Origin of the sequence: Aliinostoc sp. HNIBRCY26, from assembly GCF_050235535.1 — a bacterium.
GTDB lineage: Bacteria > Cyanobacteriota > Cyanobacteriia > Cyanobacteriales > Nostocaceae > Trichormus.
In genome coordinates this window covers 7,046,025-7,061,251 of sequence record NZ_CP189852.1, presented here as the reverse complement: position 1 = coordinate 7,061,251, position 15,227 = coordinate 7,046,025, and the positions used below count along the sequence as shown (strand labels likewise).

Genomic DNA, 15,227 nt, shown 5'->3' with positions numbered 1-15,227 from the left:
ATGGTTTTGTTCTATACCATTAATTAAAGATAAAAAAGGGTGAATTTTAAGCATGGCGATCGCTCTTGATTTCGCACTACTATAAAAACATGGGGAAACACTACGCGAATCCTGACCTCTTCATTCTCATTGCCTGAAGTTAACAGATAGTGCTTGACAAAATTACATATTTATATATTTGGCTATATTGCGCCTCAACAGTACAAATTTGCCATAAAATATCGAAAAATATTAAGTTTTTGTTACATTAAGTGAGCAATTGCTTTTATTATCTATTAATGTTTGTTAACAAAGTTTGCGATTTTTATATCGATTTATGTCAGTTAGACGACAAAATCCCCATTTGGTAAGGTTTTTCTGATAAAAAACTCTTATTGCCGAACAAAATCGTTAAACTTTGTGGGCAACTTAGCCGCAAAGAAATTCCTGTAGAGAACACGCATCAAAGGAGCCGAGGAAGCATGTTCACCCACGTCAAGTCCACCATTAGACACATTGCGCCTGATAACCTGGGCGGACGTAACTTCATTAAGGTGGTCTATGTCGTGCTTGAGTCCCAGTACCAGAGCGCACTGTCGCAAGCGGTTCGCACGATTAACTCAAACAATCCCAACCTGGCGATTGAAATCAGTGGTTATTTGATTGAGGAACTTAGAGATCCTGAGAACTACGAAGAGTTCAAGCGGGATGTCGAGAGTGCCAATATTTTTATTGCCTCATTGATTTTCATCGAAGACTTAGCACAGAAAGTTGTTACAGCAGTAGAACCACACCGCGATCGCTTGGATGTAGCTGTTGTGTTTCCCTCTATGCCAGAGGTAATGCGCCTAAATAAAATGGGCAGTTTTTCCTTGGCACAATTAGGGCAATCGAAGAGTGCGATCGCACAATTCATGAAAAAACGCAAGGAAAAATCCGGTGCGGGATTCCAAGATGGGATGCTAAAGCTATTGCGAACCCTGCCGCAAGTGCTGAAGTATTTACCAATGGACAAAGCCCAAGATGCTCGCAATTTTATGTTGAGCTTTCAGTATTGGCTGGGAGGTTCACCAGACAACCTGGAAAACTTCTTGCTAATGCTAGCCGATAAATATGTATTTAAATCTGTAGATAAACAAAATTCGGCATCTCTGGCATATCAACCACCAGTAGTTTACCCAGACATGGGTATTTGGCATCCCTTAGCACCCACAATGTTTGAGGATGTGAGAGAGTACCTCAACTGGTACACAGTCCGTAAGGACATATCCAGTGATTTAAAAGATCCTTTAGCTCCCTGTGTTGGGTTAGTATTACAACGCACACACTTAGTTACAGGTGATGATGCTCACTATGTGGCAATGGTGCAGGAGTTGGAATCCCTGGGTGCAAAAGTATTACCAGTATTTGCTGGTGGTTTGGATTTCTCCAAGCCTGTAGATGCTTACTTCTACGAACCCACAACCAAAACCCCTTTAGTCGATGCAGTCATATCTTTAACAGGCTTTGCATTGGTAGGCGGCCCAGCTAGACAAGACCATCCTAAAGCGATTGAATCACTCAAACGCCTCAATCGTCCCTACATGGTGGCATTGCCTTTAGTATTCCAAACTACGGAAGAGTGGTTAGATAGCGATTTAGGCTTACATCCGATTCAAGTAGCATTGCAAATTGCGATTCCTGAATTAGATGGAGCAATTGAACCGATTATATTATCGGGTAGAGATGGGGCGACAGGGAAGGCGATCGCACTCCAAGACCGTATCGAAGCCGTAGCCCAACGCGCTCTAAAATGGGCTAACCTCCGTCGTAAACCCAAACTCAACAAAAAAGTCGCCATCACCGTTTTCAGCTTCCCCCCCGACAAAGGTAACGTCGGTACAGCCGCATACCTCGATGTATTCGGCTCAATTTACGAGGTGATGCACGCACTCAGAAACAATGGCTACGACGTGCAGGACTTACCAGAAAACGCGAAAGAGTTGATGGAACAAGTCATCCACGATGCACAAGCACAGTACGCCAGCCCAGAACTCAACATTGCCTACAAAATGTCAGTCCCCGAATACGAAGAACTGACACCATATTCCCAACGCCTAGAAGAAAACTGGGGGCCACCGCCAGGACACCTCAACAGCGACGGACAAAACTTATTAATTTACGGTAAGCAATTCGGTAACGTCTTCATAGGTGTACAACCAACATTCGGTTATGAAGGCGACCCCATGCGGCTATTGTTCTCCCGTTCCGCCAGTCCTCACCACGGCTTTGCAGCTTACTACACTTACCTAGAAAGAATTTGGGGCGCGGATGCTGTACTACATTTTGGTACACACGGTTCTCTGGAATTTATGCCCGGTAAGCAAATGGGGATGTCCGGCGAATGCTACCCAGATAACTTAATTGGCACAATTCCCAACCTGTACTACTACGCCGCCAACAACCCCAGCGAAGCGACAATTGCTAAACGCCGCAGTTACGCCGAAACAATTTCCTACCTCACACCACCCGCAGAAAACGCTGGTTTGTACAAAGGTTTGAAAGAACTCAGTGAGTTAATTGGTTCTTACCAAACCTTAAAAGATAGCGGTCGCGGTATCCCCATCGTCAACACCATCATGGATAAATGCCGGATGGTGAACCTAGACAAAGACATCGACTTGCCCGAAATCGATGCCAAAGATATGACCCCAGAAGAACGGGATAATATTGTCGGCAGCGTCTACCGCAAGTTAATGGAAATCGAATCGCGGTTATTACCTTGTGGTTTGCACGTCATTGGTAAACCCCCAAGTGCAGAAGAAGCGATCGCAACTCTAGTTAATATCGCCAGCTTAGACCGTCAAGAAGAAGAAATTCTCAGCTTACCCCGCATCATTGCCAACAGCGTGGGACGCAACATTGACGAAATCTACCAAAACAGCGACAGAGGCGTATTAGAAGATGTCCAATTATTGCAAGACATCACCCTAGCAACTCGCGCCGCCGTCCGCGCCTTAGTACAAGAACAAACCGACGCAGAAGGCAGAGTTTCTTTAGTTTCCAAGTTGAATTTCTTCAACATGGGCAAAAAAGAACCTTGGGTAGAAGCACTGCACAAAGCAGGTTATCCCAAAGTTGACGCTTCCGCCTTAAAACCCCTGTTCGAGTATTTAGAATTCTGCTTACAACAAGTTTGTGCAGACAACGAACTCGGCGCATTACTCAAAGGCTTAGAAGGCGAATATGTTCTACCTGGCCCTGGTGGCGACCCCATCCGCAACCCCGATGTATTACCCACAGGTAAAAACATTCACGCCCTCGACCCCCAATCAATTCCCACGGCTGCGGCTGTACAATCAGCTAAAATCGTTGTTGATAGACTTTTGGCAAGAAATAAAGCCGAAAACAACGGTAACTGGCCAGAAACCATTGCCTGTGTTCTCTGGGGAACAGATAACATCAAAACCTACGGTGAATCTCTAGCGCAAATCATGTGGATGGTGGGTGTACGTCCGGTTCCCGACGCGTTAGGAAGGGTGAACAAGTTGGAGTTAATTCCCCTAGAAGAATTGGGAAGACCCAGAATTGACGTTGTAATTAACTGTTCTGGTGTATTCCGCGACTTGTTCATCAACCAGATGAACCTGCTAGATCAAGGGGTGAAAATGGCTGCGGAAGCGGATGAACCCTTAGAAATGAACTTCGTCCGCAAACACGCGATGCAGCAAGCTGAGGAATTGGGAATTAACCTCAGACAAGCAGCCACCCGCGTTTTCTCTAACGCTTCCGGTTCTTACTCGTCAAATATCAACTTGGCAGTAGAAAACAGCACCTGGGATAGCGAAGCCGAGTTACAAGAAATGTACCTCACCCGTAAATCCTTCGCCTTCAGTGCCGACAACCCCGGCATGATGGAACAATCTCGGAAGATTTTTGAAAGCACCCTCAAAACTGCTGAGGCAACATTCCAAAACCTTGATTCTTCTGAGATTAGTTTAACGGACGTTTCCCACTACTTCGACTCAGACCCCACCAAGGTTGTATCAAGTCTGCGTGGCGATGGCAAAACCCCAGCATCTTACATTGCAGACACCACCACAGCCAACGCCCAAGTCCGCACATTATCCGAAACCGTCCGCTTAGATGCCCGTACCAAACTATTAAATCCCAAGTGGTATGAAGGTATGCTGTCCCACGGTTACGAAGGTGTCCGCGAACTCTCCAAGCGATTGGTAAATACAATGGGTTGGAGTGCGACAGCCGGCGCAGTTGACAACTGGATTTATGAGGATGCAAACGAAACCTTCATCAAAGATGAAGAAATGCAAAAACGTTTGATGAACCTCAACCCCCATTCTTTCCGCAAGATGGTATCAACATTGTTGGAAGTGAATGGTCGCGGTTATTGGGAAACTAGCGAGGAGAATTTAGACCGCCTCCGCGAGTTGTACCAAGAAGTTGAAGACCGAATCGAGGGCATAGAATAGGATTATATGGGCAGGCTTTACGCCTGCCTTAATCTTTCAGTCTGGAATATCACTATGAATGCTTTAACCGTCAACCTTCAATCAGTATTGGAACTGACAGATGAGCAGTTTTTTAATCTATGTCAAGTAAACCGTGACTTGAAGTTTGAACGCACTGCTACGGGAGAATTAATTATCATGCCACCCACGGGGGGAGAAACGGGAAATAAAAACGCTAGAATCACTCAACAAGTAATGAATTGGACTGATGCTGATGGTACTGGCATTGCTTTTGATTCTTCTACTTGTTTTAAATTGCCTAATGGTGCAGACCGTTCTCCTGATGCTGCTTGGATAAAGTTGTCAAGATGGAATGCTTTAACTGACGAACAAAAAGAAAAGTTTCCCCCCATTTGTCCTGATTTTGTAATTGAGTTACTTTCGCCGAGTGATAGTTTGAAGGTTGCACAGGAAAAGATGAGGGAATATATAGACAATGGTGTGCGGTTAGGTTTATTAATTAATCGTAAATCTCGTCAGGTAGAAATTTATAAACAAGGTAAGGAAGTTGAGGTTTTAGAATCTCCTAATACAGTATCAGGGGAAGATATTTTAAATGGTTTTGTTTTGAATCTAGCAATGATTTGGTAATTTAGGATGTAGAAGAGCCAGAGGTGATTTTCCAATGGATAAATTAACTCGGTATCGCCAGATTGTACCACAAATATTACGGGAATATAGTGAGCAAAAACCAGCTTACGGAAATATAGAGGTTGAAACAATTTTTGATAAAGAACGCGACCATTATCAAATAGTTCATGTAGGCTGGGAAGGTCAAAATTGGGTACACAGTTGTATTATCCACATCGACATTAAAGGTAGCAAGATTTGGCTGCAATGGAATGGTACTGAGGATGATATTGCTGCTAATTTGGTAGCTGCGGGAGTTCCCAAGGAAGATATTGTATTAGGTTTTCAGTCTCCTTTTATGAGGCAGTTTACAGAATATGCAGTTAGTTAAGAGATGTTTGGAAAATTCCTAAGAGAGATTTATGAATATTAACGTTTACATTGACTAGGATGAGGTTCTATATAAAGTTCTGATATGGCAAATTTTCCAAATGATGTTAAATCTGAATCAGAATTATAAATTGTTAAATATTCTTGACTTCTAGTAATAGCTGTATAGAGGAGTGGTACTTTAGCTTCATGTTGCTCTTCTTCGGGATTAAAAAATACAAGAATATTACTTAATTCCCATCCTTTAAAACTATGTATTGTACATACTTTAATCTTACCTCCTTGCATCCAAAAACCGGCTTTATAACCACGCCTTAGTTCATCCCTTTTTCTCTCAAATTCTTCATAGTTATTGCTATATAAACGATAAATTATTTGATTTTCTTCCTGAGACTCAAAATTTTGCTGATAAGGCAATGAGAGTTCATCTAAAGCTTTGCAAATTTGCCATCCATCCTCAACAGTACATACTAAAATGGCAATATCTGCACGAGCTACGTTTCTATCATGAATGAGATTACTAACATCTTCCTTGATGGCTTCTAGTACCTGCTTCTTTGTGCCATCAAACCAAATATTACGTACAAAAAGATTACCTTGAACAGATTTGATAGACTTGACAGTTCCCGACTCACCCTCTTGTTTAGCCCAAGTAGATAGAGCATTAGCAAGTCTAGCTGTTTGTTCAGGAATTCGATAAGACTCATTCAGAAGATTGGGACGACCTTTGATACCTGGAATTGCTCCCCTATTATTGACATTCTTCCTATAAATGTTTTGCCGATCATCTTCACAAAACATCAGGTGATAATTAGGTGCAGTTATTTTCTGTAATATCTCAATCCATGAACGCTCAAAATCCTGTCCTTCGTCAATAAGCACCACATCAATTGGTTCTTTTAGACTCCGGTTATCGATCTCCGCAGTCTCTTTTGGAAAAAAACGATGAAAATGACCAACTTCGATATAGCGGTGGTAATGTGGCCCGTAATGACGAGCTAAACGTGTCACTAAATCACGAAGGTTGTTTGCCATCGTAATATTAAAACATACTAACAAAACTTTTTTTCCTTGTTTGGCAGCATTAACTGCTTTGTGAACCAAGACAAGTGTTTTACCACCTCCAGCAGCACCAAAAACTCTACGACATCCAGTATTGTTAGGTAGTAAATCTTCCTGTTTTTTATTAAAAGTCACTAATAAACTTTTAATGTCTGTGCTACCGTGTTTTGGGTATGCTAGTGCATTTCGTAGTCGGTCAGCAATACCATTCCTTTTCATTAGTGGTGTAAACTTAGAACCGTGACGAAGATAGCATTTTTCTAGCATTGTCCGTAAGAGTTTTGAATCTGTATAGTCGTATCCAAAAACATTAGAGTACCTGTCTAATATATGCTGAAGTCGCTTCCTCACATCTGCGGTTTTATGTTTGTGGAAATATACAAAGGGTTGAATCAGACTATGAACTTTTTGATTTAAGAGTCGTTCAGCTCCTAGAATTGGTATCTCATATTTAAATATAGAATCACGATACTTTTCTGCTTGCTTAATTGGGCAGTAATCGTCTTTACTTATAGTAATCCATCTTCCTGTATCTCTAGCTCGAACCTGCCAGTCATAACTACCATTATTATCCTGAATAATATTGTAAGCATTTAAATCCCAATCTTTTACTTCAAAAATTCCTATACCTGCATCTTCACAAAAAATTACAATATCTGGTCTTAGACCGTTTAAGTGAGGTTGAAAATATACTGTCCAATCATCATCAAGAATTTGAAGTAAAGCCTTCATTAAATGGATTTCTCCTTCTGTTGGCTTTTGAGGCAAGCTATTGATTTCTTCTAAATCTGGTACTAAAACAGCCATTTACCCTCAAAAAATGATTTAGTAATTATTAAAAAGATATTTTCTAGTAAGAATTTTAGTATAAAAAAGTAATAATGATGCAAGAAGTGAGTATTTTTAGTTACGCAATACATACAGATATTCCAAATTTTTCTACGGGAAATATCTTTCAAAAAGTTGCGGATTATAGATGAGCATATTTGTATACAGGTATTAGCACAGCTTACCGTGTAATTTTAGAATCAGTATTCGCTTTTGGAAATGCGAAGTGCGATCGCTCATAATGACAAACAGGCGATCGCCTACTGTGCAATCATAGAATCAGCGATCGCGTTTGGGATTGTGGAGTGCGATCGCTCGTTATGATCATCAGGCGATCGCTTTTGGAAATGTGGAGTGCGATCGCCTGCACAATTAGTATAATTTATCTAGCCTATATCAATAGAATAAAATGCCAGCTAAGGACATTTACCATGATGCTGTTAAAAATGCCTTAATTAAAGACGGCTGGATAATTACGGCTGATCCTTATTTTTTGCAGTATGAAGATGCTGAACTTTATGCTGATTTATTGGCGGAAAAAACTTTATTGGCTGAACAAGCAGGACGGAGAATAGTTATTGAAATAAAGAGTTTTATTAGCCCTTCTTTGATGAAAGATTTTCAAAATGCTTTGGGTCAATATATTTTATACCGTGACATTTTACAATTAGCAAATAAAAACTATGAGATATATCTGGCAATCAGAGATACAATATTTGAGACCTTCTTTCAACGAAAATCTGTTCAAGCAGTTGTAGAACTTCATCAAATTAAACTGATTGTCTTTAACAATGAAAGAGAGGAAATTACTTTATGGACAAAGTAGTAGAGTATCGGAAGTTAATTAAACAGGTATTGGCTGAATATGATAATTTATCTCGCCAATCGCCTGATACGCATTCAGAAACTTGTTTAGTATTTGATGAAATTCACGATCATTATCTTTGGTTGACCGTAGATTGGCAAGGTAGTAAAAGACTTAAATATACTCATGTACATATTAGAATTAAGAATGAAAAAATTTATATAGAGGAAGATTATACAGAAGAAGGAATAGCACCTGAATTAATAAGATTGGGTGTACCTAATAATGATATTGTGCTTGCTTTTCATCCCCCCGATGTGAGGAAATTTACAGATTTTGCAACAGCTTAATCAATTGCTAGTTTTTTATACAGGCGATCGCATACCTGGAGGGGAAGCACGCTAGGCGCAGCGTCTCGTAGAGTAGGTATCGCGTTTGGAATTATGGAGTACGATCGCTAACCGTGTCATCATAGAATCAGCGATCGCTTTTGGAAATACGGAGTGCGATCGCCTGTACAATTGTATCCCTCTGCTCCCTGCCCCTTGTCCTCTTCATTGACTACCACTCTTCTGACCAATAAATAATTTCTGAAGATGTGTTATCAATAGCTACACCGTAACTATTACCGTGATTCCACTTAAATCCAGGTGTACCTTTATCTTGAGCATTTAAGACTAATATTTCATAGGTAGGGGGAAATGAATCACCGCCAGAGTCACTGGTGTAGAAAAAAGTTGTTGGTACACCATTGGGAAAGGTTGTATGGTCGTTACTGTTACCACCGCGATATTGATGTTTAGCTAGTTGTCTGTAATGTTGCTGTAATTTTTGAATTTCTGCGGGTGATTGTTTGAGTCTAGCTTGAAAGAAGATACTAGCTTGAGACACACCAGGAGAATAGGCAATACGTAAATTCTTGGTGTCTTTCGGTATTTCTGCGGGGAAATGCTTAATCGCGTCTTGATTTTGCCACAGTTGCTGGCGAATTTCTTGATAACGCGATACGTCGGTGATGACTTGACTTTGGTTACTGCTACTAAACGCCTTTCTGAGAAAGAAACTACCACCGACAACACCGACACTGCCGAGAGAAAAGAAAACTATCATCGTCAATTTAACAAGATGCGATCGCTTCATGGCGTTGGGTAGCTTCTAAGGTCTATAGCTATATACCCAACTAATAAAATGAATTCGTAATTTTTCGGAGATGGATCTCAAAATTTTGATGAAATCTTTGCGTAAACAGGGAAAATACGAAGTTAGTATAAAAATTTCATAAAGTAATTTTTTCTGTCTAGTTGAAAACCGCAAACCCTACCAATTCACAATGGGCTGATGTCCCTAACACGATGAAAAAATTGGCGTTGCATAAATGCGGGATGAATTAAGCTTTTCTATCCAAGTAAACTACCAATTTTTTGCGCCTTTGCGTCTTTGCGCGAAACATAAATCATCCCATTAATCAGCCAAAAAATTAACAGCATAGGGTTGATTTGACCTTCCCCAGTCTCCGTTAATATTGCTACCTTAACTTGTAAACTGTTATCCTGAATAACCAGCAAGACTAATTAGTGGTATTGCGAAGCTAATGTGCGAAAACCCACATCTAATTCCTAAATTTAGAGTAATTTGTTATGGCGAATATCCTCCACATTGATACTAGTCCCCGTGGCGAACGTTCCATTTCACGCACACTATCCCATGAATTTGTTGCCGCTTGGAAAAATGCTCATCCTGGTGATACCATCACCTACCGAGATTTAGGACGTAATCCTGTCCCCCATGTTGATGAATCTTGGATTGCGGCTGCTTTTACACCCCCAGATGCACGTACTCCAGAGTTAAATCAAGCTATTCAGCTATCTGATGGCCTCATTGATGAAATTCTCACGGCCGATCGCTGTGTTTTTGGTGTACCGATGTATAACTTAAATATTCCCTCCACTCTCAAAGCCTACATTGATCAAATTGTCCGTGTTGGGCGTACTTTTGCCGTAGACGAAAATGGTTATCAAGGTTTAATTCCTAGTAGCAAAAAGGTCTTAGTTATTACCTCTCGTGGTGGTGCATTTTCTCCAGGAACACCCTTTGCACCCTATGATTATCAAGAACCCTATCTCCGCGCCATTTTAGGTTTCATCGGTTTAACAGATGTGACTTTTATCCACGCTGAGAATTTGAGCATGGGGGATGATGCGCGTCAACAATCCTTGATAGCAGCTAAAGATGCGATCGCGCAAGCTGTCGTTAATTGGTAGTCTTTATAGTTGACTTACGCTTATGGATGTTCAAAACCCTTATAACCCTACAAAATTACACCCATTCTCAAGAAATCATCTTTTTGCGTAAGTCCTAACTTTATCTAAGTAGCCGTCATGCGTTCTGGTGTACCCAGTTCATGACGGCTACTTAGTTCCCTTTATAAATATCAGGTAATCTCCACCAAGGAACATTCGGATGTTCATGATGTTCTTTATGATAGCCAAAATGGTAACAAGCTATAAATGACCAAAAAGTAGGTAATGGAATACTTCTTGTCTGATGTACACTGGTATATCCTTCCTCAAGTCTTCTGTGGGGTAGGAATGTGCCGAAATAAAATAACTGTATTGAACTAAAAATAGATGGTATTACCCAAAATACAATTAAATTAGCATCAGATATCTGAAAAATGTATCTAGGAACAATATATGCACATATCAATCCCAGATGTTGTTGCCAACTCCAGTAGGATTTTACAAAGTTAAAATACCAGGCAAAAAAGTTTTGGTATTGATTCTCGTAAAAATCAGGATCATCTTCAGTGCTGGAATAGCGGTGATGTAAGCAATGCTTTCTTAATAGCTCTTGATAAGAAAATAGAGCGTAGAATAACACACATATTCTACCTATCCAATTGTTGACTTTGGGATTTCGAGGAAAAACTACACCGTGCATGGCATCATGAGCAGTAATAAATAATCCTGTATATAAAAATGTCTGCCAAATTACGGCTAAAGCGATGAATAGAATTTGAGTTTTAGCAATATCTAAAGACAATAATATAATTAGACTTGTTGACCACAATCCTAAAATAAGGCAAGCAATAAAAATTCCGTTACTAGTATTTGTTATTCTGCTATTTATATCAAAGTTTGTCATTCTTGTTAGTGGAGATATTTTATTAAACTTAATGTCAGGATTCAGGTCTAATACTGAGTACAAAAAACAATGGGAGACTCATAGCAATTTAGTAAATAAACTCTGTTTATCGAATTCACCTGCTTTCCCCCTCTTTTACAGGTGTAGAAAGCAGGTGATGAGATGGAACATCCTCTAAGTTACATCAAATTTTCTGACTTGCCATTTGTTCCTCAGAAACCCAGCCACAGTGGAAACCATAGGGTACACGCTGAGGGAGCATAACCCGTGCTACAGGCTCGGAGGTGATATTTTGTGCATTGAGAATTAGCAATTCTGACTTGTTGGCGATCGTATCGTGAATATAAGTAATCACCCAACCATCATCTTCAACAGTCGCTCCAGGACGAGGCGCAAATACACATTCACCGCCAAAACGCCCTCTGCCAAAGAAATAGCTTTCAGCTGTCTCTTTTTCTAAATCATATTTTCTCACACAATCGAACAGGGGTCTACCAGCATAAATTGCAGCTTGTCCGGCATAAATATAACGCATTTTGCGCCCTATGAAATTATCATTGATGCGGGGAAATTCCGTAATTTGATCATCAAGTAATTTTTCAGTGACAGCTCCTGTTTTGAGGTTAATCCGCCAGCAACACATTTTGGCTATTTCACAATCAGAACTCTGTCCCATTTCTGTAGAGTCACTAGGGATTAACAGATTAGTGGAAGGCATCCGCAGACCTAACAGAACTATATCGTCCCCTTCTTCGTAAGCATTTGCGGTATGATAAACCATACAAGTTGGTATCTCGAACCAGCGTATAGATTTGTTGTTACCATGACGTGGAATAATACCAATACGACTTTTTTTGTTCCTATCAAAATGTAGAGGAATTTCGCCTTTCATCACTTTTCCGATTTGGAAGAGAAAGGGTAAATCTAGGAATACTGAGTAATGTTCGGTGATGGCAAAGTCGTGCATCATGATGGGACTTGGTAAATCTATCGCCTCAATGCGATTAATTTCACCTTCTGCTGTGACTACACCGTAGTAGAGGTAAGGCGGAGTTATGTAAGAACAGCCGAAAAATACCATTTCTCCCGTGACGGGATCTATTTTAGGATGCGCTGTAAAAGAACAGGTGAGTTTATCTTTGAAAGTGTAAGTACCAACGGTTTCTAAATCTGGAACTCGAATCTGATGGGGTAATCCTGCTTCAAACAAAGTCAATAGTTTCCCAGCGTGCCAAATTACAGATGTATTGGCAGAATTTTTCATCATAATTCCATAGGGAGAATCAAATCTGGGGATATTCAGTAAACCTGGCCAGATTGCTTTCCCCTCTTTCTTCTCAATTTTCAGCGTCTCAGTCTGAACATAGCGATTACGATAACTAGCTTGACCATTTTTGATATTTACCCCATGTAACATCCCATCACCATCAAACCAGTGATACAGCCCAACGGGGTAAAATTGAGGATTAGGCGAAATACGTAAAAATAGGCCTGATAATTCTTGAGGAATTTGACCAATTACTGGTAAATTATCGGCGGTAATTTCTTCTTGGACTGGAGCAAAGTTATCTTGTAAAAATGACCTAGATAAAGTAGTTTGTAATCCTCTCATTACTGGAGGTTCAATTGTGTCAACTAACTTATTAATGACGTTGAAAGGTATTTCTGCTAAAAAGCCTTTTTTCTGTACTGCTTGGCTAGTTTTAAGTTGTGGTTTAGCCACCTTCGCCATAAATTGAGAGTCGAGAAAAGCACCTGCTAGGCGTTGCTTGAGAGCGACTTGACGAGCTTCTCTTTTGGGTATGCTTGCTAAAAATTCCGTTTCAACACCTTCGACTACAGAATCGAGAGCGACTAGTGTTTCTAGTGATTGACAGAGTTCATCATAATCTTCATCACTAGGATTAGTCCCTAAATATGCTTGTAAATAGGCGTAAGCTTCCTGTGGCTCGACTGGTTTTCCTGCTAATAAAGTTTGGATTTCTGGATCGTCTGCTAGTCGTTTTTGATGTGCTACTTGCTGTAGATATAGTTTTTCTCCTGGTTCGAGAACTCCATCTAACCAAGCAACACCAAAGAGAACTTTTAACAGTTGTTGATCATCTTTGATTTGGTTAACCAAAGCTGATTTAGGAATCCCTACTTCAAAGTGTTCATGCCGCTTGGCTCCATGACGAATATTCTTTTCGCCGTTATATAAAGTATTAATGCGATCGCCTGTTTTAATCACAATATATACATCTGGTTCACCTTCAAACAATTCTTTGAAGTCTTTTTCGGTGTAATTGATCTCAAATTTGCCTTGGCTATCTGTTATTGTTTCCCCTAAACTATCATTCTTAAGTAGATCCTTATCAAAAGCTTGAATAATTAGATGAGGTATTCCTAAACCAGTTTCAGCCTCATAAACTTTGCCTGTAACTTTATATGACATTGATTATTTCCTTGCTAAATTTATGAAATACTACTTTACAAAACGCTAGAAAAATATCAGCTAACAAAAGTTAGGTTAATATTTTTACAAAAACGATTTTGAGAAAACTTTCAGTGATTTAGTGTATATCAGTAATTTAATATGGGTGCAAGAACAGTTAAGGCAGTTAAGACAGTTAAGACAGTTAATGATTTATTTATTAAATATTTAAATAAAATTAAATTGACTGATAATGGATTTATATATAAATTTATTCCATGTCACTGGTTCACGGTGAAATCGCAAAAGCAAAACTACTACCACATATCGATTTAAACACAGTGCGATCGCATCCCTAAAACATGGATAAAGTCGAGTTTAGTGAGAGAAACTAAAAATCGACTGATAAATGAATAAACATCCACAGCCGATCAGTATTCAAGCAAGTATTGGTACAGTGATATTTATAAACCCTGAAAATATTTTTTGCGAAATTTATTTCTAATCTTCTGGATAGATAGATTAAATAAACGTCCTCTAGTTAAACTGGGAATGTTGCCAGGATAATTTTTCTTATGGTCGAAAAACGCGTTTAATTCCTCAAGAATTACTTGCCAACGCTTAATAATATTTTCTGGTCGGTACTCGGCGAAAAATTCCTCAGATAAATTAGGTGATATAGCCGCATTTATCACCTTTAAAATTCTATCTACATCATATTCTTGAGAATATCCAGCTATTTTATAGCAATTAAATCCAGGGTCTAAATAATCTGAAAGTCCACCGTTAATACTAGAAAAGACCTGACAACCACAAGCCATTGCTTCCATTGGTTGCAACCCAAAACCTTCACTAACATTCTGTTGCGCCCAATATTCCGCCGAGTCATAAAGATAAACTTTAGCTCGATTAAATAGTCCTGGTAAATCTTCTACATAGGAATCAACCACCTGGACTTGAGATTTTTGTTGTAAAGCCGGAATCAGTTGTTTGAGTAAATATTCTGAAGATTTTCTAGCTTGCACTAAAACATCAATATCTCGTTCTAAGTGCAAGTTTTTAAATTCGTAACTAATTTCATTTGGTAAGTAATAAATCAAAGAATTAGGTGCTTTTTGTCCCCAATATCCCAAGGTATTCCGGCTGACAGTAATAATCGGGATACTAGCAGGTAAACTAAATTTATAACCTGCACTATGGGCGTGATAAACAACATTGTGTTGCTGGAGTTTTTTTGCTAATGGAGCGATATCAAATCCCCAGCTAATCACAAAAATAGCGTTATCTAAATTTGACTCTTGTAGCAAGTCATCTAAAAAGGGTTTATCTGCTTCCCGTTGGCGATAAGTCACCACTTCAGCAATACAGACTTGTTGAGCCAGTTTAAACGCTTTCAACTCTGCCCACAACCCACCACAAGCAAATTTGCCCCCAGTTCCAGGAACTAAAAAGTAAAGTTTTCGCATTACACTAATTCAATATTCCGTTACCTTCTATCTTTTACCTCTTACTTTTGCCTTTTGCCTTT

13 protein-coding genes are annotated in these 15,227 nt (G+C 39.6%); 7 read left to right on the top strand and 6 right to left on the bottom strand.

Annotated features, from left to right (window positions below):
• The first annotated feature begins 461 nt into the window (after positions 1-461).
• The 3 genes from ACQFX9_RS29795 to ACQFX9_RS29785 are packed head-to-tail and all read left to right on the top strand — an operon-like array spanning position 462 to position 5,448.
• Positions 462-4,448, top strand: a complete 3,987-nt coding sequence (locus ACQFX9_RS29795) for a magnesium chelatase subunit H (RefSeq protein ID WP_427160093.1) — start codon at positions 462-464, stop codon at positions 4,446-4,448.
• A gap of 54 nt (positions 4,449-4,502) precedes the next feature.
• Positions 4,503-5,078, top strand: coding sequence for a Uma2 family endonuclease (locus ACQFX9_RS29790; protein ID WP_427160092.1), 576 nt, complete (start codon positions 4,503-4,505; stop codon positions 5,076-5,078).
• A gap of 34 nt (positions 5,079-5,112) precedes the next feature.
• Positions 5,113-5,448 (top strand): XisI protein, encoded by a 336-nt coding sequence (locus ACQFX9_RS29785; RefSeq protein ID WP_427160091.1) that lies wholly within the window; start codon positions 5,113-5,115, stop codon positions 5,446-5,448.
• Positions 5,449-5,486: 38 nt separating this feature from the next.
• On the opposite strand, the gene ACQFX9_RS29780 is transcribed toward ACQFX9_RS29785, so the two are convergent.
• Positions 5,487-7,316 (bottom strand): AAA family ATPase, encoded by a 1,830-nt coding sequence (locus tag ACQFX9_RS29780; protein WP_427160090.1) that lies wholly within the window; start codon positions 7,314-7,316, stop codon positions 5,487-5,489.
• A 430-nt stretch (positions 7,317-7,746) separates the two neighbouring features.
• On the opposite strand from ACQFX9_RS29780, the gene ACQFX9_RS29775 reads away from it, so the two are divergent.
• The 3 genes from ACQFX9_RS29775 (at position 7,747) to ACQFX9_RS29765 (ending at position 8,703) form a co-directional block, all read left to right on the top strand.
• Positions 7,747-8,163, top strand: a complete 417-nt coding sequence (locus ACQFX9_RS29775; RefSeq protein WP_427160089.1) for a XisH family protein — start codon at positions 7,747-7,749, stop codon at positions 8,161-8,163.
• Positions 8,151-8,492, top strand: a complete 342-nt coding sequence (locus tag ACQFX9_RS29770) for a XisI protein (protein ID WP_427160088.1) — start codon at positions 8,151-8,153, stop codon at positions 8,490-8,492. Before ACQFX9_RS29775 ends, ACQFX9_RS29770 begins: the two co-directional genes overlap by 13 nt.
• Before the next feature lie 85 nt (positions 8,493-8,577).
• Positions 8,578-8,703 (top strand): hypothetical protein, encoded by a 126-nt coding sequence (locus tag ACQFX9_RS29765; protein WP_427160087.1) that lies wholly within the window; start codon positions 8,578-8,580, stop codon positions 8,701-8,703.
• Here ACQFX9_RS29765 and ACQFX9_RS29760 read toward each other — a convergent pair whose 3' ends face one another.
• Both ACQFX9_RS29760 and ACQFX9_RS29755 read right to left on the bottom strand, forming a co-directional pair.
• On the bottom strand, positions 8,704-9,282 hold the full coding sequence (locus tag ACQFX9_RS29760; protein WP_427160086.1) for a hypothetical protein: 579 nt from the start codon (positions 9,280-9,282) through the stop codon (positions 8,704-8,706).
• A gap of 257 nt (positions 9,283-9,539) precedes the next feature.
• Positions 9,540-9,707, bottom strand: coding sequence for a hypothetical protein (locus ACQFX9_RS29755; protein WP_427160085.1), 168 nt, complete (start codon positions 9,705-9,707; stop codon positions 9,540-9,542).
• Positions 9,708-9,779: 72 nt separating this feature from the next.
• Between ACQFX9_RS29755 and ACQFX9_RS29750 the strand changes: the two genes are divergently transcribed.
• Complete coding sequence (locus tag ACQFX9_RS29750; RefSeq protein ID WP_427160084.1) at positions 9,780-10,403, top strand: FMN-dependent NADH-azoreductase; 624 nt, start codon at positions 9,780-9,782, stop codon at positions 10,401-10,403.
• A 151-nt stretch (positions 10,404-10,554) separates the two neighbouring features.
• Here ACQFX9_RS29750 and crtW read toward each other — a convergent pair whose 3' ends face one another.
• From crtW to ACQFX9_RS29735, 3 genes are all read right to left on the bottom strand, one after another.
• Positions 10,555-11,286 carry a beta-carotene ketolase CrtW gene (gene crtW, locus ACQFX9_RS29745; protein ID WP_427160083.1) on the bottom strand — a complete coding sequence of 244 codons (732 nt, stop codon included), beginning with the start codon at positions 11,284-11,286 and terminating at the stop codon, positions 10,555-10,557.
• Between the two features lie 184 nt (positions 11,287-11,470).
• On the bottom strand, positions 11,471-13,720 hold the full coding sequence (locus tag ACQFX9_RS29740) for a carotenoid oxygenase family protein (protein ID WP_427160082.1): 2,250 nt from the start codon (positions 13,718-13,720) through the stop codon (positions 11,471-11,473).
• Between the two features lie 443 nt (positions 13,721-14,163).
• Positions 14,164-15,165: a glycosyltransferase gene (locus tag ACQFX9_RS29735; protein ID WP_427160081.1), complete on the bottom strand. Its 1,002-nt coding sequence runs from the start codon at positions 15,163-15,165 to the stop codon at positions 14,164-14,166.
• Positions 15,166-15,227: the final 62 nt, after the last annotated feature.